The sequence below is a fragment of the Guopingia tenuis genome (assembly GCF_014384805.1).
Classification (GTDB): Bacteria; Bacillota; Clostridia; order Christensenellales; family Christensenellaceae; genus Guopingia; species Guopingia tenuis.
The window spans coordinates 711098-734830 of record NZ_JACRSS010000001.1 but is presented as its reverse complement, the minus strand read 5'-3'; the positions used below and the strand labels follow the sequence as shown (position 1 = coordinate 734830).

Annotated in this window: 22 protein-coding genes and 8 tRNA genes; 21 read left to right on the top strand and 9 right to left on the bottom strand. The window is 55.0% G+C overall.

The annotated features are described in order from the left end of the window. Positions 1-2 precede the first annotated feature (2 nt). The 3 genes from H8693_RS03535 (at position 3) to H8693_RS03525 (ending at position 3025) form a co-directional block, all read left to right on the top strand. Entirely contained in the window at positions 3-1376 is a 1374-nt protein-coding gene (locus H8693_RS03535; RefSeq protein WP_249279803.1) for a peptidoglycan-binding protein, read from the top strand. A gap of 155 nt (positions 1377-1531) precedes the next feature. Continuing rightward, positions 1532-2101 (top strand): HAD-IB family phosphatase, encoded by a 570-nt coding sequence (locus H8693_RS03530; RefSeq protein WP_249279802.1) that lies wholly within the window; start codon positions 1532-1534, stop codon positions 2099-2101. A 606-nt stretch (positions 2102-2707) separates the two neighbouring features. After that, entirely contained in the window at positions 2708-3025 is a 318-nt protein-coding gene (locus tag H8693_RS03525; protein ID WP_249279801.1) for a hypothetical protein, read from the top strand. Here the strand turns inward: H8693_RS03525 and H8693_RS03520 are convergent. The 8 genes from H8693_RS03520 to H8693_RS03485 all read right to left on the bottom strand — a co-directional run bounded on the left by H8693_RS03520 (position 3004) and on the right by H8693_RS03485 (position 3739). After that, positions 3004-3090, bottom strand: a tRNA-Leu gene (locus H8693_RS03520). The two genes, H8693_RS03525 and H8693_RS03520, sit on opposite strands and share 22 nt — an antisense overlap. Positions 3091-3095: 5 nt before the next feature. Next, positions 3096-3180 (bottom strand) — tRNA-Tyr (locus H8693_RS03515). A 21-nt stretch (positions 3181-3201) separates the two neighbouring features. Further along, positions 3202-3277, bottom strand: a tRNA-Thr gene (locus H8693_RS03510). A gap of 3 nt (positions 3278-3280) precedes the next feature. Continuing rightward, positions 3281-3356, bottom strand: a tRNA-Phe gene (locus H8693_RS03505). Between the two features lie 7 nt (positions 3357-3363). After that, positions 3364-3440: transfer RNA gene (locus tag H8693_RS03500), tRNA-Asp, on the bottom strand. Positions 3441-3457: 17 nt separating this feature from the next. Continuing rightward, positions 3458-3534, bottom strand: a tRNA-Ile gene (locus H8693_RS03495). Positions 3535-3563: 29 nt separating this feature from the next. After that, positions 3564-3638, bottom strand: a tRNA-Glu gene (locus H8693_RS03490). A 23-nt stretch (positions 3639-3661) separates the two neighbouring features. Then, positions 3662-3739, bottom strand: a tRNA-Pro gene (locus tag H8693_RS03485). Positions 3740-4062: 323 nt separating this feature from the next. Between H8693_RS03485 and miaB the strand changes: the two genes are divergently transcribed. The 13 genes from miaB to H8693_RS03420 all read left to right on the top strand — a co-directional run bounded on the left by miaB (position 4063) and on the right by H8693_RS03420 (position 16354). Then, complete coding sequence (gene miaB, locus H8693_RS03480) at positions 4063-5436, top strand: tRNA (N6-isopentenyl adenosine(37)-C2)-methylthiotransferase MiaB (protein WP_283243735.1); 1374 nt, start codon at positions 4063-4065, stop codon at positions 5434-5436. After that, positions 5417-6505, top strand: a complete 1089-nt coding sequence (locus tag H8693_RS03475) for a GNAT family N-acetyltransferase (protein WP_249279800.1) — start codon at positions 5417-5419, stop codon at positions 6503-6505. The genes miaB and H8693_RS03475 overlap by 20 nt, the downstream gene beginning before the upstream one ends. Positions 6506-6520: 15 nt before the next feature. After that, positions 6521-6874, top strand: a complete 354-nt coding sequence (locus tag H8693_RS03470; RefSeq protein WP_249279799.1) for a hypothetical protein — start codon at positions 6521-6523, stop codon at positions 6872-6874. An 855-nt stretch (positions 6875-7729) separates the two neighbouring features. Beyond that, positions 7730-8302, top strand: coding sequence for a histidine phosphatase family protein (locus H8693_RS03465; RefSeq protein ID WP_249279798.1), 573 nt, complete (start codon positions 7730-7732; stop codon positions 8300-8302). A 606-nt stretch (positions 8303-8908) separates the two neighbouring features. Then, positions 8909-10216 (top strand): phenylacetate--CoA ligase family protein, encoded by a 1308-nt coding sequence (locus tag H8693_RS03460; protein WP_178619190.1) that lies wholly within the window; start codon positions 8909-8911, stop codon positions 10214-10216. A gap of 32 nt (positions 10217-10248) precedes the next feature. Next, complete coding sequence (iorA, locus tag H8693_RS03455; RefSeq protein WP_249279797.1) at positions 10249-11982, top strand: indolepyruvate ferredoxin oxidoreductase subunit alpha; 1734 nt, start codon at positions 10249-10251, stop codon at positions 11980-11982. Next, the gene (locus H8693_RS03450) at positions 11983-12561 is read left to right on the top strand and encodes an indolepyruvate oxidoreductase subunit beta (RefSeq protein ID WP_249279796.1); all 579 of its coding nucleotides are present in this window, start codon (positions 11983-11985) and stop codon (positions 12559-12561) included. Between the two features lie 36 nt (positions 12562-12597). Continuing rightward, positions 12598-13029: an ACT domain-containing protein gene (locus H8693_RS03445; protein WP_178619181.1), complete on the top strand. Its 432-nt coding sequence runs from the start codon at positions 12598-12600 to the stop codon at positions 13027-13029. Between the two features lie 19 nt (positions 13030-13048). After that, positions 13049-14167: an alanine racemase gene (gene alr, locus H8693_RS03440; RefSeq protein WP_249279795.1), complete on the top strand. Its 1119-nt coding sequence runs from the start codon at positions 13049-13051 to the stop codon at positions 14165-14167. Then, positions 14157-14711 (top strand): 5-formyltetrahydrofolate cyclo-ligase, encoded by a 555-nt coding sequence (locus H8693_RS03435; RefSeq protein ID WP_249279794.1) that lies wholly within the window; start codon positions 14157-14159, stop codon positions 14709-14711. The genes alr and H8693_RS03435 overlap by 11 nt, the downstream gene beginning before the upstream one ends. An 89-nt stretch (positions 14712-14800) precedes the next feature. Beyond that, entirely contained in the window at positions 14801-15334 is a 534-nt protein-coding gene (rsmD, locus tag H8693_RS03430; protein ID WP_249279793.1) for a 16S rRNA (guanine(966)-N(2))-methyltransferase RsmD, read from the top strand. 6 nt (positions 15335-15340) lie between these two features. Next, positions 15341-15823: a pantetheine-phosphate adenylyltransferase gene (gene coaD, locus H8693_RS03425; RefSeq protein ID WP_249279792.1), complete on the top strand. Its 483-nt coding sequence runs from the start codon at positions 15341-15343 to the stop codon at positions 15821-15823. Positions 15824-15877: 54 nt separating this feature from the next. Further along, a complete protein-coding gene (locus H8693_RS03420) occupies positions 15878-16354 on the top strand; it encodes a hypothetical protein (RefSeq protein ID WP_178618880.1) in 477 nt (158 codons plus the stop codon). A 1-nt stretch (position 16355) separates the two neighbouring features. Here H8693_RS03420 and H8693_RS03415 read toward each other — a convergent pair whose 3' ends face one another. Beyond that, positions 16356-17468, bottom strand: a complete 1113-nt coding sequence (locus H8693_RS03415; RefSeq protein ID WP_249279791.1) for a nucleoside recognition domain-containing protein — start codon at positions 17466-17468, stop codon at positions 16356-16358. Positions 17469-17524: 56 nt separating this feature from the next. On the opposite strand from H8693_RS03415, the gene H8693_RS03410 reads away from it, so the two are divergent. From H8693_RS03410 to H8693_RS03390, 5 genes are all read left to right on the top strand, one after another. Next, positions 17525-18301 carry a patatin-like phospholipase family protein gene (locus H8693_RS03410; protein WP_178619007.1) on the top strand — a complete coding sequence of 259 codons (777 nt, stop codon included), beginning with the start codon at positions 17525-17527 and terminating at the stop codon, positions 18299-18301. Between the two features lie 33 nt (positions 18302-18334). Beyond that, entirely contained in the window at positions 18335-18895 is a 561-nt protein-coding gene (locus H8693_RS03405; protein WP_249279790.1) for a TetR/AcrR family transcriptional regulator C-terminal domain-containing protein, read from the top strand. Between the two features lie 163 nt (positions 18896-19058). After that, the gene (locus tag H8693_RS03400) at positions 19059-20444 is read left to right on the top strand and encodes a radical SAM protein (protein ID WP_249279789.1); all 1386 of its coding nucleotides are present in this window, start codon (positions 19059-19061) and stop codon (positions 20442-20444) included. Next, positions 20441-21592, top strand: coding sequence for a methionine adenosyltransferase (gene metK, locus H8693_RS03395; protein ID WP_178618998.1), 1152 nt, complete (start codon positions 20441-20443; stop codon positions 21590-21592). The genes H8693_RS03400 and metK overlap by 4 nt, the downstream gene beginning before the upstream one ends. Before the next feature lie 45 nt (positions 21593-21637). Beyond that, complete coding sequence (locus H8693_RS03390) at positions 21638-23713, top strand: efflux RND transporter permease subunit (protein ID WP_249279788.1); 2076 nt, start codon at positions 21638-21640, stop codon at positions 23711-23713. Positions 23714-23733: the final 20 nt, after the last annotated feature.

Sequence of the window (23733 nt, the reverse complement as noted above, 5' to 3'; positions counted from 1 at the left end):
ATATGGCAGAACAACAGCAGATCATTCCTTTTGTCGTTCCGGAGTATATCACTGTACATTTGGGAGCGCCGCAGGAAAATGCGCGCAATGTGACCGTGCGTTTTGCGGATTACATTAAAAATGTGGCATCCAGCGAAATCTACCCCACATGGCCGGAAAGCGCCATCCGCGCCAATATCCTGGCGCAGATCAGCTATGCGCTCAACCGGATCTACACCGAATGGTATCCCAGCCAGGGTTATGATTTTGATATTACAAGTACCACACAATACGACCAGAAATTCATCGAGAACCGGGATATTTTTGAAAATATCGCCCAAATTGTCGATGATATCTTCAACAATTATGTAGTGCGCCAGGGAAGCGTCAACCCCTATTTCACCCAATACTGCAACGGGACGACATCCACCTGCGACGGCCTTTCCCAATGGGGAACCGTCACGCTTGCCGAACAGGGAATGGTGCCTTATGAGATTTTGCAGTATTATTATGGCGACGATATTAACATTGTGTTTGACGCGCCTGTGGGGCCGGGGGTGCCCTCCTATCCGGGAATTCCGCTGCGCCGGGGTGATTCGGGAGAGGATGTGCGCACCATACAGCGGCAGCTCAACCGTATCGGCCGCAACTATCCGGCAATCCCCCAAATTCCAGTGACAAATGGGATTTTTGATTTCAGCACTGAGGCTGCAGTCCGGGCCTTTCAGCAGATTTTTAACCTGGCAGTGGACGGCATCGTGGGGAAGGCAACCTGGTATAAAATCAAATATACATATAATGCGATAAAGGGACTTGGTGAGCTATACGGGGAAGGTGTCAGCCTGTCGGAAGTAGACCGGATTTTTGCCACCGAGCTGGATGAGGGAGACAGCGGCAACCAGGTACGGGTCGTGCAATATTATCTGGCGGTGGTTTCCTTCTTTGATCCGGAGATTCCCCAGGTATATATCGATGGTGAATTCGACCAGAATACCGTTCAGGGCGTCAAGGCGTTTCAGAGCAAATACGGCCTGGAACCCACGGGCGTTGTCGACCGGGAGACATGGAACCGGCTGACCCAGGTATACCAGGATACCATCAATTCACTGCCCGAGGAATTTGCCCCCAGGAGAAATGAGATCTATCCGGGCCGGATTTTGACCCGGGGAGAACGGGGGGATGATGTTTTGAACCTGCAGCGGTTCATTAACCGGGCCGCGGGCTTTGATCCCGCCATTCCCCGGCTGGAGGAGGACGGCATTTTCGGCCCGGCGACGGAGGCGGCTGTTCGGCTGATTCAGGAAATGGAGGGCATCGAAGTCAACGGTGCGGTGGGGCCGGTGACATGGTCGCGGATTATCGCCCTGTCCCGGGGCGACGACAGCAATATGGCATGACAAAAGGGCGGCTGGCTGACAGCCGCTTTTTTTGGCTGTAAAGGCGGAAAAATTGTAAAGGCGGCGGCCATGTGATAGAATAATAGCACCATTGGCAGATTTGCCGGGGAAAGGCTGGCAAACAGAAGGGCTGGGCGCAGGAGGATGACGGCGCAATGAATGTATACGATTTTGATAAGACCATTTATAAAAAGGACAGCTCCTGGGCTTTTTATTTCTATTGCCTGCGGCGGCAGCCTTTGCTTTTTCGCTATTGGCCCCGGCAGGGCTGGGCAGCCTTGCGCTATGCCCTGGGGCGCATCGACAAAACACGGATGAAACAGGAATTTTACCGCTATTTTAGAGGCGTTGCGGATATAGAAAAGAAGGCGGAGACCTTTTGGGAAACGAAAAGAGATGGGATTTTTCCCTGGTATCTGGCTCAAAAGGAGGAAGGAGATGTCGTAGTTTCCGCATCGCCGGAATTTCTTTTGCGGCCGATTTGCCGGGAGCTGGGCATTGGCTGCCTCATCGCCTCCCGGGTGGATGTAAAAACGGGAAAATATACGGGGAAAAACTGCCATGGCGCGGAAAAAGTGCGCCGGTTTCGGGAAAAGTTTCCCTGCGCTGAAATCGACCAGTTCTATTCGGATTCCCTTTCAGATGCGCCGCTGGCGGAGATGGCAAAGGAAAGCTTTCTGGTGCGGAAGGGGAGAGTGGAGCCTTGGAAAAGCGAAAAGATATAAAAAGCGAACATTCATCAGGATGCTCGTCTTTTATGGAAGAAATGGAAAAAGAAGCTGCTTCCCGCCGGAAAACAGAAAAATAGCGCCGGATCGGGAAAAATCGGATTCGGCGCCAGGTTGTCTTGATGATTCAAAAGGAGGGAACAAACCCTCCGTTTTTTTCTATGCCCGGAAATTGTATCCGCAATCATGGCAAAAATATATCTTCCTTCGATTGGAAAACCATCGCTTGGATTGCCAAACATGTCCTTTGCCTGCCGCTTTATGCACGATTGCCATCCACCAATCATAAAATATAAATACCATCATGCCAATCATCCATCGATACATAAGCCATATAAAATACCAAATCCCGAAAAGAAGCATGTAGAAGCATCCGTGCTTGCTTGATTCGTTTGATAACTGCACCTTTGTGCTGCCGCATTTTGGACACTTAACGTTGATTCCCATAATTGCAGGCCTCCCCCTATATTTGATAAAATCCAACAATACTATATAACATCTGTATTATAAAAATGTCAATATTTATATGGCAAATGCGGCAAAAAAACACGAGACGGTGATTTTGCCGTTTAAAATCTAAGGGGTATCAGAGAGAATAGGGATATGAAGACGATAAAATTGACTGCCGATCTAAAGGTTTCACAAAATATCAATTTGCAATCCGAAACAGGGGATATTGCCATGAAGAAAAAATTCAATAAAATGGGCGGAGATTGTCTGTTCGATAGAACGAATCATATAGATATGCAAAATGAAGCCGCATTATTGGGGGGGAGAGAGGCGCGGCGATTTTTTATTGCCGGCGCGCAAAAATCAACAATCGAAAGATGCTCGCTTGGTATACTCGAAGAAATGTTCCGCGTTATAGAAAAAGCCCCTGTTCTTTCGAACAAGGGCTTTGGTGCGGATAAGAGGACTTGAACCTCCATGAAGTTGCCTTCATACGGACCTGAACCGTACGCGTCTGCCAATTCCGCCATATCCGCATTATTGGTGGAAGGGGATGGATTCGAACCATCGAAGTCGTCGACGGCAGATTTACAGTCTGCTCCCTTTAGCCACTCGGGAACCCTTCCATATTGGGTGAAGCTCGCTTCTGGAGCTGGTGGGCGGACTTGAACCGTCAACCTGCTGATTACAAATCAGCTGCTCTGCCAATTGAGCTACACCAGCATGTGGTGCCTCAGAGTGGAATCGAACCACCGACACAGGGATTTTCAGTCCCTTGCTCTACCGACTGAGCTACCGAGGCAAAATGATGGCGACCTGGATGGGGCTCGAACCCACGACCTCTAGCGTGACAGGCTAGCGTTCTAACCAACTGAACTACCAGGCCATTTCTTATAGAATAGATGGTGGGCCCTCAGGGACTCGAACCCCGGACCAATCGGTTATGAGCCGACCGCTCTGACCAACTGAGCTAAGGGCCCATGACAACCATCCAGACGTTTTTCAAAAATGGTGACCCCTAGGAGATTCGAACTCCTGTAACCGCCGTGAGAGGGCGGTGTCTTAACCGCTTGACCAAGGGGCCACATTGCTGGCATAAAAGTAAATTGGTCGGGGTGAGAGGATTCGAACCTCCGACCCCATGCTCCCAAAGCACGTACGCTAGCCAGACTGCGCTACACCCCGAGATTCCTTCGCCATTTCTCATGGGTATGGCGATGGATACTAATATACATCAACCCGGGATAATTGTCAAGACAGAATCCAAAAAAAAGTAAATTTTTTTGACGGCAGGAGGCGGATGGGGAAAATCAGCGCTGTCTGCGCGCCGGGAGGGGACGGAACTGCGCAGGAGAATCGGGTTTCCCGGCAAAAAGGATTGAAGCGCCGGCATTTTTCAAGTATAATAGGGTTGTTGCCAGGCCGGGTTAATGGAGAATAGAAACCCGGGGAGGCAGATAAAATGACGTAAAATTACCATAGTATATGGATAGAGGCTGGAGAGAAATTTGGAAAAACGAAAGAGTCTCGCCGCATATGCGGCGGAAAATGGCTGCACATATTGGATCGAAACATATGGCTGCCAGATGAACGCCCATGATTCCGAACGGCTGGCAGGAATTCTGGCTTCTGTGGGATTTGCCCCGGCGGAGGAAATGGGACAGGCGGATCTGATCCTGTTCAACACCTGCTGTGTGCGGGATAACGCGGAAAAAAAGCTTTTTGGAAATGTGGGAAAGCTCAAGCAGAAAAAGCGGCAGAACAAAAAGCTGCTGGTGGGCGTCTGCGGCTGCATGATGCAGCAGGCGGACGTGGCGGAAAAGCTGGCGGATACCTTTCCCTTTGTCAATATAATTTTTGGGACACACAATATGGCGGCCTTGCCGGAAATGCTCTATGCGGCGATTTTCCTCGGGGAACGAACGCTGGCGGTGAGCGACCAGGAGGATCTGCCGGATGAGACTCCGGCGCTGCGGGCCAAGCCGCCCCTTTCGGCAGTGAATATCATGCAGGGCTGCGATAATTTCTGTTCCTATTGTATCGTGCCCTATGTCCGGGGCCGGGAACGCAGCCGGAGCAGCGAAGAAATCCTCCGGGAAGTGCGCGGATTGGCAAAAGCAGGCTATCAGGAGGTGATGCTCCTGGGGCAGAACGTCAATTCCTATGGCAAGGGATTGGCGGAGAACATCGATTTTGCCGGGCTTTTGGAGCGCGTGGCGGAGGAAACAGGGATGAAGCGCATCCGCTTCATGACCTCGCATCCCAAAGACGCATCCCAGCGCATGCTGGATGTGATGGCCAGGCATGAGAATATATGCCGGCAGCTGCATCTTCCCGTCCAGTCGGGCTCCAGTCGGATTCTGCGGCTGATGAACCGGCGCTATACCCGGGAGGACTATCTGGAATTGATCCGCCGGGTGCGGGAGACGCTGCCGGGCATGACGCTGTCCACGGATATCATCGTGGGTTTTCCGGGAGAAACGGAGGAGGATTACCAGGATACGCTTTCGCTGGTGCGGGAGGTGCGGTTTGACGCGGCCTATACCTTTGTCTATTCCATCCGCCGGGGCACCCGGGCGGCGGCGATGGAAGGGCAGATCGATGAAAAGGAGAAGCAGCGGCGGATTGTCGGGCTGGTGGACCTGCAGGGACAGATCACCTATGAAAGCAACCTGGCGCATGTAGGCCGGCGGGAGCTGGTGCTTGTGGAGGATGAGAGCCGGCGGGACGCCGGGCATGTCTGCGGCCGGACAGACGGCGGAAAAATGGTCAATTTCCCCGGAGAGCCCTCTCTCATTGGGCAGTTCATGCCCGTGGAGATTACGCAGGCCAAAAAGACCACATTATATGGGAGAAGAATCGATGGAGATACGCAGGCTTGAAGAGCAGGACCGGACCAAAGCCAAGGAGCTCTGGGAAGAAGTATTTGCGGAGGATAAAGGAAAATTTACAGATTGGTTTTTCGACGTTCGGTTCCGGCCGGAGCGCTGTTTTGGCGTATTTGCCGAGGATGGGCTGCTTTTGAGCATGGCGCATCTGGCCCAGGTTCCCATCTGCATCCGGGGGCGGCAGATGCCGTCCAACTTTTTCCAGGGCGTAGCCACGCGAAAATCCGAAGAAGGAAAGGGATATGCCTCGGCCCTGCAAAAGTTTATGCTGCAGACCCTCTATGAAGAGGGGGCAGAGGTGGCGGCGCTCAATACCTTTATCCATCCGTTTTATGAGCGGATGGGTTTTGCCACCTATGCTTTCAAAAGCGAGGAGCGCGTTTTGGCGTCTCATGTGGGGGATGTGGAGCAATATGAATATTCGGCGCTGGTTCCTCTGGAGACACTGGAGGCCATGACGGCGCTGTATCAGGAAAAGATGCGGGAATATAATGGGTGGATTGTCCGGGACGCGGCGTATTTCCGGACGTATCTCACGGACTGCCTTGATATTTCCGGCTGCACGCTGCTGATCAGCACGCTGGACGGAGAATTTTGCGGATATGCCATTGTGAAGGAAGAAGATGCCGTCCTGCGGGCGGTGGAGGCGGTATACCGCGCTCCCGAGGCGCTGGAGGACTTTGCCAGCGCGGCGGGGGACCGCGGCCTGGAGGCATTTTGCTATCCGTCTTTTGACACATCCCGGGGTACGCCGGGGGCGATGCTGCGGGTAGTGAACGTGAAAAAACTGGCGGATCAGCTTCCTCTGGAGGAGGGAGAGTGCGCTTTTGGCATTCAGGATCCGGTGATTAAGCAGAACAACGCCACCTGGCATTTCTTTTCGCAGAACGGGAAAGTGAAAGCGACGCCCACCCGGACGGACGCCAGCATTCAGCTGACCATTGGGGAGTTTGCCAAGCTGGCCATGGGGATGGATTTTGTCATGTCGGGGATCGACGCCTCCATCCATAAGGTAAAGCGCATGTTTTCCCGGTGTAAGCGGGGAATTTTTGAACAATATTGAAAGCGAGGATAAAAAATGAAGGAAGTTAAGGCGCTGGTTATTGATGATTTTGAATATTATATCTTCCCGGAGGAATACGACAGCATTGAGGAATTCACGGATGCCGTCAGTGCGGGGAATGCGGGATTTCTGCGGCTGGTGCGTCTGCCCGCCGAGGAGTGCGAGCCGCCCTATTTTATCGAAGAGGACTGCCGGGAGGTCTTTTTGAATTCCCGGGCCATCCGCAGCATTGCGGAAGAGATGGTCTATCTCCTGCCGGAGGAAGAGTTTGAACGCATGGCGGCGGAATGCGATTGCGGCTGCGGAGAAGAGGATTGCGGCTGCGGAGAAGAGGATTGCGGCTGCTGCGACCATTGCGGCGAAGAATAAAAAAGGGAAAGCAGCGGAGCTTTGAAAAAGGCTCCGCCTATTTTTTCCGGCTGCTGCTCCAGTTCCCATCGCTCTTTAGGCATGGTATAATGAATATACGGACGGCTCGGGAACAAGTTTCCGCGTTCTGGGCATTCATTGACGGCGGTCATCGGCGCCCAATGCCTGGCAGAGTCAGCCCTCGCCGGGCGGGCATGACTGGTTCGGAGAGGTCCCGCGGGATTTATGACCGGAAGGGAATGGCTGGCTCACGCGGAAAGACTGCTGAAATGATTTGCCCTCGCCGGGCGGGCGTGACTGGTTCGGAGAGGTTCCGCGGGATTTATGACCGGAAGGGAATGGCTGGCTCACGCGGAAAGACTGCTGAAATGATTTGCCCTCGCCGGGCGGGCATGACGGGTTTGGAAGGAACCCCGGGATTTGCACCCGGAAGAGAACAACCCAACCAAGCGGAAAAAGATCGGAGCGGCATTGTCCTCGCCGGATGAAATAAATATTGGGAATCTGTCTATGGGCTTGCGGATGGAGATGGCTTCCATCATAAGAAAATGAAGAAACCGTTGCTTTAGCTGGGCGAGCCTGACCTCGATAGAGATATAGAGGATATGATAAAAAACAGGCATTGCGGAAGCACAGGCAAGAGGCAGGACATGGAACTTAAAAAAGAGCAAGAGAACCTGGCCAAAGAATGTGGTGGATGGAAATAGAAAGAATGGGCAGAGAACTGGATTCTTCCGGGGAATCTGCAATGGGATAGAGCGGGAAAGCTGCTGAAAGGGAAAATTGAGACTGTTTCTGCAACAGGCCGGGCCGGGAAGTGCGCGGGTTCTTTTGCGGGGAGAAAGGAAAACAGATATGGGAAACGTGTATATGGTGCGGCATGGGCAGACGGATCTGACCCTGCAGCATGTGTTTTGCGGGTCGCTGAACCCGCCTCTCAACGAATTGGGGATGGATACGGCAAAAAAAGCGGCCGTGCGTCTGGCGGGTGTCGTTTTTGACCGGGCATTTTGCAGCCCGCTGCTGCGGTGCCAGATGACAATCCAGCAGTTTGGCGTGGAATATGAAATTGATGAGGCCCTCCGGGAGCTGAATTTCGGCACATATGAGGGCAAACCCTATGCGGGGCTATATGCGAAAACGCCCGGCGAGAATGACGAATACCGAAAATACTGGCCGAATTATACATTCCCGGGAGGCGACAATGTCCCGGCCTATTTCCGGGCGGCGGGAGAGACGCTTCGCAGGTATCTGCGGGACTATCCCCAGGGCAACACGCTGCTGGTGGCTCATGCGGGGTTTATGGGAGCGGCGCTGGGTGCGGCGACCCATGGCGATCCGGCGCGGCTGTTTGAATTGCGGATTTCCCCCTGCGACGGCATGCGGGTATGGCTGGAAGGGGAAACTGTCAGGTTTGAGCGGGTCTAGGGGATCGGCGGGGAAAAATGCCGGATTCTCTCCTTTATTTCTGTGAAAGAAGAGAGTATAATGGTGAATATCCGGATTTTCCGCGGTGGTGCGCGGGAAAAGTGCCTTAAATTTTGACACGTATTTGATCCGCTGTCCTGCTATAGGGACAGAGAGGCTCCCCATACACCATGCCGGAGGGGAGCCATCGTAATCAAACAAAGGGAAAGAAGGTTTTCCCAAAAAAGCAAAAAGGCAGAAACCAACAAAGAAAATGTCCCTGCCGGGAAAAGGGTTGCTGCAAAAGGAGCGGAAGAACGGGAACCCGGCCGGGAAAGAAAGCAGATATGCAGTGCTGTGCGCAAATAAAACCCGCCTTCGCCGGGCAGGCGCAGCAGACAAAATAGAAAACCGCCGGTTCGGACAGACAGAAATGGCCGGGCGGCGGGAGAAACTCTTGCCCTCAGGAGACAAGGGCGGCTGATGGGAAAAAAGCTGCGGACGCGTTGCCATGGAACAATATGCGGTCATTGCTCCGCTGCCCCATGCGGGGCGCAGGCGATACGGCATAAGGCGCGCCGCGGATAGAGTATGATAATGCAGTACGGAAGGAATCGGGAGGAAGGAATGGAACACAACATTTGGAACCCAAAGATGGAATGCGCGGATCGGGAAACCATCCGTCAAATGCAGCTGGAAGGCCTGAAAAAGACGGTAAAAACCTGCTATGAACGGGTGCCGCTCTATAAAAAGAAGTTTGACGCCATCGGGCTCCGGCCCGAACATATCAAGACCCTGAAGGATATCCGCCATATCCCTTTCACCACCAGCGACGACCTGAAAGAGAATTATCCCTTCGGCATGTTTGCGGTGGAAAAGGAAAAGGTGATCCGCCTGCATGGCTCATCGGGGACTACCGGCAAGCCCAAAATTGTGGGATATACCCGCAACGATATCGAAAACTGGTCGGAGATTGTGGCGCGGGTAATCTGCGCGGCGGGAGGAACAGCGGGGGATATTACCCAGATTTCCTTTGGCTATGGCCTGTTTACCGGCGGTTTTGGCCTGCATTACGGCATGGAAAAGGTGGGCGCAATGGTGGTTCCGGTTTCCAGCGGGAACACGGAACGCCAGCTGATGCTCATGCAGGATCTGGGGTCTACCATTCTCGTGAGCACGCCGGCCTACGCCCTCTATATGGCGGATGTGGCCGAGAAAATCGGCGTAGATATGGATAAAATCAAGCTGCGGCTGGCCATGTTCGGCGGCGAGGGGCACACGGAGGAGATGCGGCGGCAGATCGAAAAACGCTGGCACCTTCTGGCCACGGAAAACTATGGCTTAAGCGAGATCGGCGGGCCGGGCTATTCCGGCGAATGTTATAAGCAGGACGGCATGCACATTGCCGACGACATGTTTATCACCGAGATCGTCGATCCGGATACGCTGGAGCCGCTGCCTATGGGGGAAAAGGGAGAGCTTGTGATCACCCCCCTTGTCCGGGAGGCCATGCCGGTCCTGCGCTACCGCACCAAGGATATCTCCTGGCTCAACGACGAACCCTGTGCCTGCGGGCGAAAGTCCCTGCGCATGGCAAAGATTCAGGGCCGCACGGACGATATGCTCATCATCCGGGGCGTCAATGTGTTCCCCAGTCAGATCGAATCGGTTCTGATGGCCATGAGCGAAGTGGAACCCCATTACGAGATCGTGGTAACCCGGGAGAATTATATGGACCGCATCGAGGTCAAGGTGGAGGTTTCCAACCCGGCCCTTTTGGACAAATTCACCGAGCTGGAGCAGCTCCGGGGCAAGATCCGGCATAATCTGTATAAGACGCTGAATATTGACGCAAAGGTGACGCTGGTTTCCGGCGGAACGCTCAAGCGGTTTGAAGGGAAAGCCAAACGGGTCACCGACCTGCGCAATCTGTAAACAGAACAAATTCATAGAAATAGAGGTAGAAAATGGAAAAGACGATATTGCTAGGAAACGAGGCCCTGGCCAGGGGCGCTTATGAAGCCGGCGTGCATGTGGTAGCATCCTATCCGGGAACTCCCAGCACGGAGATCACCGAGACGGCGGCAAAATTTGAGGAAATGCATGTGGAATGGGCTCCCAACGAGAAGGTAGCTCTGGAGGTCGCCATTGGTGCGGGCGTGGCGGGGGCCCGGTCGCTCTCCTGCATGAAGCATGTGGGGCTGAATGTGGCGGCGGACCCGCTGTTTACGGCGGCCTATAACGGCGTCAACGGCGGTGTGGTCGTGGTGGTGGCCGATGATTTTGGCTGCCATTCCAGCCAAAACGAACAGGATTCCCGCTTCTATGCCAGAAGTGCCGGCGTTCCCATGCTGGAACCCTCCACCTCGCAGGAATGCAAGGATTTCATGAAGCTGGCCTATGAGCTGAGCGAAGCATATGACGAGCTGGTGATTGTGCGTACCAACACGCGGATCTCCCATTCCCGCGGTATTGTGGAACTGGAGGCCCGCAGCGAGGTGCTTCTTCGGGAATATAAAAAGGACATTCAAAAATACGTCTCAATGCCCGCGATGGCCAAAAAGCTGCATGTCGTTCAGGAAGGACGGCTCAAGCGGCTGGCAGAGGACGCCAACACCCTGCCCATCAACCGAGTGGAGATGAACTCCAAAAAGATGGGCGTGATTACCAGCGGCATCGGCTATCAATATGTCAAAGAGGCGTTGCCGGATGCCAGCGTTCTGAAGCTGGGGATGGCCTATCCGTTGCCGAAAAAGCTGATTGCGGAATTTGCGGAGCAGGTAGAGGAACTGTATGTCATTGAAGAGGGCGAGCCTTTCTTTGAGGATCAGATCAAAGCCATGGGCCTTGCGGTGAAAGGCAAGGAGCTGTTCACCATCCAGGGCGAATACTCCGCCAATATGATCAAAAAGGCGATTTTAGGGGTGGATACCCCGCATCTGGACGCTCCGGCGGCGCCCGGCCGGCCGCCGCTTCTCTGCGCGGGATGTCCCCACCGGGCGGTGTTCTATGTGCTTCACAAGCTGAAAAAGACGGTGAGCGGCGATATCGGCTGCTATACCCTGGGGGCGCTGGCGCCGCTTTCCGCCATGGATACGACGCTCTGTATGGGCGGTTCCATCACCATGGCCCACGGCATGGAAATGGCCCGGGGCAAGGATTTTGCGAAAAATGTGGTGGCGGTCATCGGGGATTCCACCTTCTTCCATTCGGGAATCACCGGCCTCATCAACATGAAATATAACGGCGCGACGGGAACGGTCATCATTCTGGATAACCGGATTACCGCCATGACCGGGCACCAGGATAACCCCTCCACCGGACGGAACGCCAAGGGAGAAACGGCGCCGGCCATCAATATCGAGGCTCTGGTCCGGGCCTGCGGCGTGGAGCATATCGACGTCTGCGATCCCTTTGACCTGAAGGAATTCACCCGCATTGTGAAAGAGGCCACCGAGAGAGAGGAACTTTCCGTCATCATCTCCCGCCGGCCCTGCGCGCTGATCGTCAAGCAGCCGGAGATCCCCTATGAAATCGGCGCAGACTGCAAAAACTGCGGCGCGTGCCTGCAGATCGGCTGCCCGGCCATCGAGCGGAGCGGCGGAAAAATGATCATCGCCCCGGAACGCTGCAACGGCTGTGGGTTGTGCACAAAAGTATGTGCCTTTGGAGCGATTCATGCCAGCAAGGAGGACAAATAAATGAAAGATACGAATATACTCATCGTCGGCGTCGGCGGGCAGGGAACGCTGCTGGCCAGCGTGCTTCTGGGGAAGCTGGCCATGGAGCAGGGTTATGATGTGAAGCTCTCGGAGGTGCACGGCATGGCACAGCGGGGCGGAAGCGTGGTGACCCATGTCCGCATGAGCGAGGGTACCGTAACCGCGCCGGTCATCAGCGAAGGGGACGCGGATATTATCGTCGCCTTTGAAATGCTGGAAGCCTATCGCTGGGTATCCTATCTGAAGCCGGAGGGGAAGATGTATGTCAACACCCAGCAGATCAATCCCATGCCCGTTATCATGGGCGCGGCGGAATATCCGGCGGATATCCGGGAATACCTGGAGAAAAACGTCGGAGAGGTGACCTTTATGGATGCCCTTGCCATCGCCGAAGAGCTGGGGAACGTCAAAGCGGTGAATACTGTGCTTCTGGGGGCGCTGGCAAAGGAACTGCCCTTCACAAAGGAAATGTGGCTGGACGCCATCGCTTCCACTGTGAAACCCCGGTTTGTCGAGCTGAATAAAGCGGCGTTTGAGAGGGGCTATACCTATCGGTAACAGCCGAAAAATAAAAATGGGGAGGATGGAACAAACATGCTGGTGAAACAGATTTCGGTTTTTGTGGAGAATACGCCGGGGCGGCTGGCAACGCTGACCCGGACGCTGGCGGATCACGGGATCAACATTGCGGCGAGCAGCATTGCCGACACCATGGATTTTGGAATTCTCCGCTGTATTGTGGATGATCCGGAAAAGGCGGCAGCCGTGCTCAAGGAGCATGGCTTTACGGCCAGCACCACCCGGGTTCTGGCTGTGGAGCTTAACGACGCCCCCGGCGGACTGGCGGACATCCTGGAATATCTGAGCGAGGGCGAGCTGGATGTGGAATATGTCTATTCCTCCGTCCGCTCCCGCCCCGGAAAGGCCCTGATCCTGGTAAAGGTGGACGATCCGGAGAAGGCCGTCGATATTTTGCAGAAAAAAGGGGCCAGCGTCCTTTGCTGGAACGACATCAAAAAGCTGTGAGCAGCTTTGGGAGAGACTTGTGCTGAGAAGAACCTATGCCCTTGTGGATTTGGAAAAAATTGCGGATAATATCCGTGAGCTGAAACGCTGCGCGGGAACCGGGGTCATGGCGGTGGTCAAAGCGGATGCCTATGGCCATGGCATGGTTCCGGTGGCGAAAAAGGCGCTGCAATGCGGCGTGACTTCCTTTGCCGTGGCGACGCCGGATGAGGCGGTCGGCTTGCGGAAAGCCGTCCCGGAAGGGATGATCCTGGTGTTGTCGCCGGTGGAGCGGGAAGCTTATCCGGTTTTGATTGAGAAGAACATTTCCCTTTGCGCCTTTGAGGCCTGGCATTTAGGGGAAATTGCGGAATCGGCGAAAGCGGTCGGGAAAAAAGCGCGGGTGCATATCAAGCTGGACACGGGCATGGGCCGTGTGGGGCTGCGCACGGATGGGGAAATGGCAGAGGTGCTGAAGGTTCTGCGGGAAAATCCGGAAACGCTGGAATTTGAGGGGCTTTTCACCCATTTTGCCACGGCGGATGCGGCGGATCTTTCTTTCGCGCGCATTCAGCTTTCCCGGTTCTGCCATTGGAGAGAAATGGTGCTGGCGGCGGGATTTTCGCCGGTTTGCCATGCTTCCAACAGTGCGGCAACCATGGCGCTGGGCGCGGCGCACTTTGACCTCTGCCGCATGGGAATTTCCATGTATGGCTATATGCCGTCGGGAGAGATGGAGCCGGGGCTGGCGAAGCTCTCTCCGGCGCTCTCGCTTTGGAGCTATGTCTCCCATGTAAAAACGATTGCGCCGGGAGAAACCGTCAGCTATGGACGGACGTTCATGGCCGGGCGGGAGACCCGGATTGCCACTGTGCCCATCGGCTATGCCGACGGTTACCGCCGGGCCCTTTCGGGCCGGGGAGAGGCGGTTCTTGCGGGGAAAAAAGTCCGGGTTGCCGGGCGGGTCTGCATGGATCAGATCATGCTGGACGTAACCGGGCTGGAGGTGAAGCCGGGGGACCCGGTTCTTCTGCTGGGGGAACAGAATGGCCTTTCGGTTACGGCGGACGACTGGGCGGAGAAATGCGGCACCATCAGCTATGAGATTTTGACGGGGCTGACGGCGCGGATTCCGCGGGTATATGTGCATGAGGAATAAAGAAGAACTGCGGCGGGAATTTTTGCGTCGCCGCGGCGAGATGACAAAAGAGCAGGTGGAAGCCGGCTCTTTTTGCATAGAACAGCGGGTTTTGGCGATGGAGGAGATCCGGAGGGCAGAGGATATTTTCTGCTATATTTCCTTTGGAAAGGAAGCTATGACAAAGGGGCTTCTGGAAAAGCTGCACGAAGGAGGCAAGCGGGTCTATGTCCCCTCTGTTTCAGGCAGGGAAATGCGGGCGGTTTTCTGGCATCCGGGAATGGCCATGAAGCGCGGCGCTTTTGGCATCTGGGAGCCGGCCGCGGCGGAACAGGCGGCCGAAAAAATCGATGTGGCGCTGGTGCCGGGGGCGGTGTTTGACAGGCAGGGGCGGCGGATCGGCTATGGCGGCGGCTATTATGACCGCTGGCTGGCGGAGCATCCCTGTTTTTCGGTGGCTCTGGCCTATGATTTCCAGGTTCTGGAGGAGATCCCGGCAGAGCCGCACGACCGGAGGATGGATGCCATTGCCTGCCCTGGAAAACAGTGGAACATACACACATAAATTGTGACAATTTTGGCATTTCGCTTTACTTTTGGACATTTTTCGATTAGTATTATAGATGGAGTACATATAGGTTTGGGGGAAATGGTTTGAGAGTCATTGCCGGCAGCGCGCGGGGCATTCCCTTGAAGGCGCCTGCGGGGATGGATACCCGTCCCACGGTGGACAAGGTGAAAGAGGCGGTTTTCGGGTCCCTTCAGTTTTTTCTTCCGGGAAGCCGGGTGCTGGATCTGTTTGCCGGGTCCGGGGCGCTGGGGATCGAGGCTCTGAGCCGCGGCGCGGCGGCGGCCGTGCTGGTGGAAAAGCAGGCGGCGGCCATGGCTGTCATCCGGCAGAATCTGCGGGCAGCCCGGTGCGAAGCGGGGGCGACCCTGCTGCAAATGGACTACCTTGCGGCGCTCTCCCGCCTGCGGGAGCCCTTTTCCTTCATCTTTCTCGACCCGCCCTATGCCGCGGGATTTTATTATCCGGCGATGCGGGCCATCCGGGAGCGGGAACTTCTGGCGCCCGGGGGCAGGATTGTTGCCGAGCATGACGGAAGCCTGGAGATTCCGGAAGGGTTTTCCGAGGCCCGGCGCAAAAAATATGGCAAAACCTATATTTCCTATCTGACAGAGGAGTAAGTGTCCATGGATATGGTTTTTCCGGGCAGCTTTGACCCGATCACCCTGGGGCATCTGGATATCATCGAACGCAGCGCGGCTTTGGCGGACACGCTCTATGTCGCCGTGCTCAACAATCCGGCGAAAAATTACTGTTTTTCGCTCAAAGACCGCATGTATATGATCTCGCTTGCGACCAGGCATGTAAAAAATGTGCGCATCGAGTATTTTGATGGGCTGCTGGCGGATTACTGCCATAAAAAGGGCGTCCGGGTGGTGGCCCGGGGCATCCGGAACAATCTGGATTATGAATATGAGCGGGATATGGCCCACGCCAACAAACAGCTGGGAGGGCTGGAAACCCTCTTTATGGTGACAAAAGTGGGGGCCAGCTATATCAGCTCGACAACTGTCCGCGAGCTGATCCATTTCGGCGGGGATACGACCGGGTTTCTGCCCGAGAGCGTCCGCGAATACATAGAGAAAACAAAGCCCGAAGCAAAAAAATGAGCGGGGTTTTGCAAATAGAAGAAAATGTCATTTTCATTGGGGGTATAGAGGTAAATGGAAAAAGTAGATATTTTTGCTTTGATTGACGAGCTGCAGGAAGAAATCGAGCTGAGCCCGACGCGGGGCCTCTCTAAAAATAAATCCGTGGACGCCAAGATCGTCATGGAGATCATCGAGGATATCAAGCAGGCTCTCCACGAGGAGCTGGATTTTTCCCGCCGCGTAGTGGGGGAAAAGGATCAGATTTTAAATGCTGCCCAGACGCAGGCGGATGAGATCATCAAGCGCGCCAAGCTGGAGGCGGAAGAGCTGGTGAAAGAGGATGCGGTATCCCGGTCAGCCTATGACAAAGCCTCCAAGCTTCTGGAGAACAGCAAGCAGAAGGCGGCGGAGATCCGGCAGAGCGCCAACACCTATGCCGAAGAGGTATTCGACGAGCTGGAGGACTATTATAAGGAATGTATCGGCCTGATTAAGGAGAACAAGGCCCGGCTATATGGCAAGGCCGGCGCACGGACCGAAGAAGAATAAGCTATTTCTGGGTTCTGCGGTGGGTATAGAATGCTTTTAAAGCGAGCACGGCAAAGAAGCCAAAGAGCAGAAAGGCGGCGCCGATATAGGCAGAGGTCACCCGGGAAGGCATCGTAGAAACCGAAATGTCCGGCTGGAAAGCCGAGAGCATGGCAAAGGTCAAAAGACTGGCCAGGGCTCCCTGGGCGCACTTATATGGAAAAAAGTGCCGCAGATGCAGGCCGTTTCCGGCGGCAATGGCATGGGTCTGGCTATGAATGGAAAGCCCGCCAAAGCCGATGATCCCGCTCAGCACAACGAGGCGAAGCGAGAGAGAAAGAGGCGTTGTGGAGAGGCAGCCCGTCGTCATTTCCAGCACGCCGGAAAAGAGCGAAGTCAAAAGCGGCGGATTGGGAGCATTTTCCCAGAGTGAAAAGAGGCCCGAGGAACGAAGAGAATTGATGAGAACACCATAGAGCAGCATAAATCCCCCCACGGTGAGCATGGAAGAGATGGCGCTGGTGACACTGTCCAGCAGCACGTTTCCAATATGCTTCTTTGCCAGGGAGTTTTTATGTAGAAAGGTTCCGAGAGCCTGGGAGGGCGTTTCTGCCGGGGAGAGATCCTTTTTCCGGCGGAAGGGCAAGCCTGCGGCAAAGGCGAGAAGCAGGGCCGAAAGATAATGGGGGATGAGAAGATAGGGCGCCAGCTCTGCCCGGCCGATCATCCCGATGCAGACGGCGCCGGAGAGAAAGAGCGGCCCGGACATGCTGGAGCAGTTGACGAGGGCCTGGGCTTCTTTTTCCCCGATTTTTCCCTGGGCATAGAGCCCGGAGGCGAGCTTTGCGCCCATGGGATAGCCGGAAATGGCCGAGGTCAGGAATACATAGGAAAAATATCCGGAAAATCCAAACAGGCGGCGGGTAACCGGCCCGGAGAGGCCGGCCAGCAGGCCCACAACGCCGCTTTCCACCAAAAGGGAAGCGGCAATGAAAAAGGGCATGAGCGAGGGCAGAACCACGGTTGCCCAGGAGGAGAGGGCCTTGGAAGCGCCCTCCATGCTGGCGGAAGGAAAGAATAAAATCAGAAAAAAGAAAACGGCGCAGCATATAATAAAGAGAAACTTGGTTTTCATGGGAATACCTCGGAGCCTATGGAGTTATCACAGTATATGAGAGGAGAAATGGAGTTATGAGCGGGAGGAAAAAGCTGGGGCTGGCCCTGGGCGCGGGTGCTTCCCGGGGATTTGCCCATATCGGCATCCTGCAGGTGCTGGAGGAAAATGGAATTCCGGTGGACGTAGTTACGGGATGCAGCATGGGCGCGCTCATCGGCGGCCTCTATGTTTCGGGAACGAATCTGCATATTCTGGAAAAATATGCGGCGAAATTTGATATGAAGAAATACTTTGATATTTCCATCAAAAACGGCGGTTTTTTAAAGGGCCGGAAAATTGAGGAGCTGCTGCGCCTGCTGACCAAAAACATCGGCATGGGGCAGACCCGGATCCCCTATGCCTGCGTTGCTGTGGATATCTGCACGGGCGAGGTTAAGACGTTCACCGAAGGGGTCTTATATAAGGCCATCCGCGCCAGCATTTCCATGCCCGGCATTTTCACGCCCTATGAGATCGACGGGCATATTTATATCGACGGCGGGGTTCTCGAGCGGATGCCCATGCAGGCGGCCCGGGAGCTGGGCGCGGATGTGGTGGTGGCGGTGGATGTATCCTATCGCGGGCAGCGGCAGACGCCCCCGCGCAATCTCATTGAGACTCTGCGCTGGACACTGAGCATTTCCGATTGGTATATCGCCCGGCACAAAGAGCATCAGGCGGATGTTCTGGTGACGCCGGATGTATATGAAATCGATCCGTTTTCCAGCAAGCAGGCGGCGCTCTGCATCCAGCGGGGCCGGGAGGCCATCCGGGAAAAGATTCCTGAGATTCAGCGGCTGCTGGCGGAATAGAGGAAAACCCCAAACGGGAGAATAGGAAAAGGAATGGCGCAATTTACGAAACAGGCAATCATCAACTCGTTTTTGAAACTTTTGGAGGAAACGCCGCTGGATAAGATCACGGTCAAGGACATCGTGGAGGACTGCGGCATAAACCGGAATACTTTCTATTACTATTACCATGACATCTATGCGCTTTTGGAAGAGCTTTTCAGCGATGAGATCCGGCGGGCGATGGAGGAGGAACACGAGGACTATGAAACCTGGCAGCAGGGCTTTCTGGAATCCCTCCGGTTTGTCAGGGAGAATAAAAAGATCATCGAGCATATCTACCATTCCATCAGCCGGGAACAGCTGGAACAGTACTTGTATGACGTGACGGACGATATCCTGGTCCAGTTTGTCAGAACCCAGACGGGAGAACTGGCAGTCAGGGAGGAAACCATTCGCTTTGTCGCGTCGATCTATAAGTTTGCCCTGGTGGGCATGATCCTGGAATGGATTCGGGACGGAATGAAATCCGAGCTTTTGGAGATCATAGACCGGGTGGGATATCTGTTTGAGGGCGTCACGCGGCAGATTCTGGAGAAGAGTTTGGACAAATGAGCGCGAGTGCCCAAAATTTGGGCACGGACAACAAAATATATCGATTTCAGGCAATTTTTTCGCGGTGTATCAATTTTGAACACCGCGATTTTTTTGCCCATAGCCGCACCGGATGCAGCGCGGTAGGATAGAGGCATAAAAAAAGAAAGGGGCTTTAACCAACATGAACGGGACGGAAAAACTCAAGCAAATGGGATTCAAAACAGTCTATAACTATCTGGACAGAGATCCGGAAAACAACATTCCAAAGATTCTGGATTGGCTCATCAGGCATGACGACGGCGGCACCATGACCAACCAGGTTCTGCTGGTCAAAGAGGCGCTTGCCGATCCGGACAATAACTGGTCGCGGCTGGCGAAAAGCCTCTGGACAGATCTGGACGACGGCGTGCGCAAAAAACTGTTTGAGACCGTGGTCATCAACGACAGCCTCATCGGAACGCCGCGGCAGATGAAAAACCAGGAGAAATACGGCTGCAACATCCCCTGGGCAATTCTGATGGACCCCACCTCTGCCTGCAATCTGCACTGCACAGGCTGCTGGGCCGCCGAATACGGCAATAAGCTGAACTTGACTCTGGAGGAGCTGGACAGCATTATCACCCAGGGCAAAAAGCTGGGGACTTACCTTTATATCTATTCCGGCGGCGAGCCGCTGGTCCGCAAAAAGGATATCATCCGCCTCTGCGAAATGCATCCGGACTGCGCGTTTATGGCGTTTACCAATGCTACGCTCATCGACGAGGAATTTGCCGATGAAATGCTCAGGGTGAAAAACTTTGTTCCCGCCATCAGCATCGAGGGCTTTGAGGAGGAGACGGATTTCCGGCGCGGAGATGGCACCTATCGGGCGGTAGTCCGGGCTATGGAAATATTGAAGCGCAAAAAGCTGCTGTTTGGCATCTCCTGCTGCTATACGGGCAAAAACGTGGAAGTGATCGGCAGCGAAGAATACTTTGACAGCATGATCGATCTGGGCGCGAAGTTTGCCTGGTTCTTCACCTATATGCCCATCGGCCAGGATGCCGTTCCCGAGCTGATGGCGTCGGCGGAGCAGCGGAAATTTATGTATGAGCAGATCCGCAAATTCCGCAGGACCAAGCCGCTGTTCACCATGGATTTCTGGAATGACGGGGAATATGTGGGCGGCTGCATCGCCGGGGGGCGCGCCTATCTGCATATCAATGCCAACGGCGATATCGAGCCTTGCGCCTTCATCCACTATTCGGATTCCAACATCCGGGAAAAGACGCTGCTGGAGGCATATCAATCGCCGCTCTTTATGGCCTATCGGAATAACCAGCCCTTCAACGAGAATCACCTGCGGCCCTGCCCGGTGCTGGATAATCCGGGGCGGCTGACGGATATGGTATGCGAATCCGGAGCGCATTCCACCGACCTCATGAAGCCGGAACGGGCCGAGGATTACTGCGCGAAATGCAGGGCGACGGCAGAAAAATGGGCGCCGGTGGCCGACGAGCTTTGGGAGAAGGAGCACTATGAATGCCACGGTGTCAAGACGGCCAGCAAGAAGGGGGAGGCAAAATGAAAAGGCAGTTTTCTTCGGAAGCCGTGACCTGCGGGCATCCGGATAAAGTCTGCGATCAGGTGGCGGATGCCATTCTGGATGCGATTCTGGCAAAAGACCCCGAGGCGCATGTCGCCTGCGAGGTGACGGCCAAGACGGACAGCCTCTGCATCTTTGGAGAGATCTCGACGACGGCGCAGGTGGATATGGAAAGAATCGCCCGGCAGGTGATCCGGGAGATCGGCTATACAGAGCCGGGCCATGGTTTTGACGCGGATACCTGCCGGATTCAGGTGGAAGTACACGAGCAGTCGCCGGATATCGCCCAGGGAATCCGGCATGCCGATGCGATGGATAACGGGGCGGGGGATCAGGGCATGATGTTTGGCTTTGCCTGCACGGAGACGCCCGACCGGATGCCGCTTCCCATCGAGCTGGCCAACCGGATGGCGCGGCGGCTGGAGGACGTCCGCCGCACCGGGCTTCTGCCCTATCTCCTGCCGGATGGGAAGACGCAGATCACCGTGGAATATGAGGACGGCGTTCCCCGGCGCATTGTGACGGCGGTGCTTTCTGCGCAGCACACCGAGGAAGTCCCCCTGGAACAGCTGCGGGAGGACATTCTCCATAAGGTGATGATTCCCTCGCTGCCCGCGGAGCTTCTGGATGAAAACACGGTGTTCTTTGCCAACCCGGCGGGACGGTTTGTGGTGGGCGGCCCGGCGGGGGATTCCGGCCTCACGGGGCGCAAGATCATTGCCGATACCTATGGCGGCTATGCCCGCCATGGAGGCGGCGCTTTTTCCGGCAAAGACCCATCCAAGGTGGACCGCAGCGGGGCGTATCTGGCGCGGTATATCGCGAAAAATGTGGTGGCGGCCGGCTGGGCGGAAAAATGCGAGGTGCAGCTGGGCTATGCCATCGGCCTGGCGGAGCCGGTGAACGTGTTTGTGGAAACCTTTGGGACCCAGCATATTGCGCCGGAACGGATTTGGGAGCGGATCCTGCGGGATATCGATATGCGCCCGGCGGCCATCGCCAAACGCCTGGGCCTGCAGGCGCCGATTTACCGCCGGACGGCCTGCTATGGGCACTTTGGGGAAAACACCCGGGATCTCCCGTGGGAAAAGACGGATCTGGCCCGGCAATGGGCGCAGGAAGAAGGATAAGCCGGATGGCTTTTGCGATATACGACAAATAAGGGGGCTTCCTATATGAAATTTGGAAAGGCAGTCGTGAAATACCGGGTGCCCATCCTGATCGTAAGCATTTTATTGCTGATTCCCGCCGTTTTGGGCGCGCTCGGCACAAGAATCAACTATGACGTTTTAAGCTATCTGCCCAAGGATATCGAAACCATGAAAGGACAGGATATCCTGCTGGATGAGTTCGGCAAGGGAGGATTCTCCATGGTCATGCTGGAGGGCATGGAGGAGAAGGACGTCGCGGCATTAAAGAAACAGATCGAGGGCGTAGACCACGTGGACAGCGTCATCTGGTATGATTCCCTCATGGATATTTCAGTTCCCATGGAGCTTCTGCCGGACGATCTCTATGAGGCGTTCAATAACGGCGATTCCACGATGATGGTGGTGTTCTTCGATGCGGCGACTTCCTCGGACGAGACAATGGAGGCCGTGGAGCAGATCCGTTCCTTGGCCGGAAAACAGTGCTTTGTCTCCGGGCTTTCCGCCGTCGTGACCGACCTCAAGACTCTCTGCCAGCAGGAGGAAGTGGCCTATGTCATCATTGCGGCCGTTTTGACGGGAATTGTGCTGGCGGTATTCATGGATTCCTATTTGCTGCCCGTCCTGTTTCTGGCGAGTATTGGCATGGCGATCCTCTATAATCTGGGAACCAACTACTTCCTGGGCGAGGTTTCCTATATCACAAAGGCGCTGGCTGTCGTATTGCAGCTGGGCGTGACTATGGATTATTCCATCTTTCTCTGGCACAGCTATCAGGAGCAGAAGCAGCTCTGCCATGACAGCCAGGAGGCTATGGCCCGGGCCATCCCCGGAACCCTGACTTCCATCGTTGGCAGTTCGATCACGACAGTCGCGGGGTTTTTGGCCCTCTGCTTCATGACCTTTGCCCTGGGCCGGGATTTGGGCATCGTCATGGCAAAGGGCGTGGTTTTCGGCGTGCTGGGCTGCGTGACGGTGCTTCCGGCGCTGATCCTGATTTTTGACAAAGGCATTGAGAAAACGAGGCACCGCCCGCTTCTGCCGAAGTTTGACCGCCTTTCGGATTTCATTGTCAAGCATAATAAGGTGTTTTTGATTGCGTTCGTGGTCCTGTTGATTCCGGCTCTCATCGGCTATGCCCAGACGCCGGTATACTATGACCTGTCTGGTGAATTGCCAAAAGACCTGGAATGCGTCATCGCCAACACAAAGCTCAAGGACGATTTTGATATCAGCTCGACGCATATGGTTCTGGCGGATGCGGGCATGTCCTCCAAAGACACGAAAGCCATGCTCAAAGAGATGGATGAGGTGGATGGCGTAAAATTTGCCCTGGGGCTGGATTCTCTGCTGGGCTCCTCGGTTCCGCAAGAGGTGCTGCCCGAATCCATCGAAAGCATATTAAAGGGAGATACCTATCAGCTCCTATTGGTGAATTCGGAGTATTCGGCCTCGTCGGATGAGGTGAACGCGCAGATTGGAGAGCTGAATCAGATTCTTAAGAAATATGACGCAAGCGGCATGCTCATCGGAGAAGCGGCCTGCATGAAGGATCTCATCGACATCACGGCCCATGACTTCAAGGTGGTGGACGTTATATCCATCGTTTCCATCTTCCTCATCATCCTGCTGGTGCTGAAATCCGTGTCTCTGCCAGTGGTGCTGGTGGCGGTCATTGAACTGGCTATCTTCATCAACCTGGGCATCCCCTATTACACGGGCATGCAGCTGCCGTTTATCGCGCCCATCTGCATCACAACCATACAGCTGGGGGCGACCGTGGACTATGCCATTCTGATGACCACCCGCTATATTCGGGAGCGGCAGAACGGGCACGATAAAAAAGAGGCTGTGGGCATTGCCCTGCGGGCGTCCATTCCCTCCATCACGGTCAGCGGCCTGGGATTTTTTGCCGCGACGTATGGCGTGGCGCTGTATTCCCGGGTGGACATGATCGGTTCGATGTGCCGCCTGATGGCGCGGGGCGCGCTGGTGAGCGTTTTGTGCGTCGTGTTCATCCTGCCATCGATGTTCCTGCTGCTGGATAAGCTGATCTGCCGGAGCACCTGGGGAATGCGGCGTCTGGGAAGGAAACAAGGATAGTGGGAAGGAGAGCTGAAATA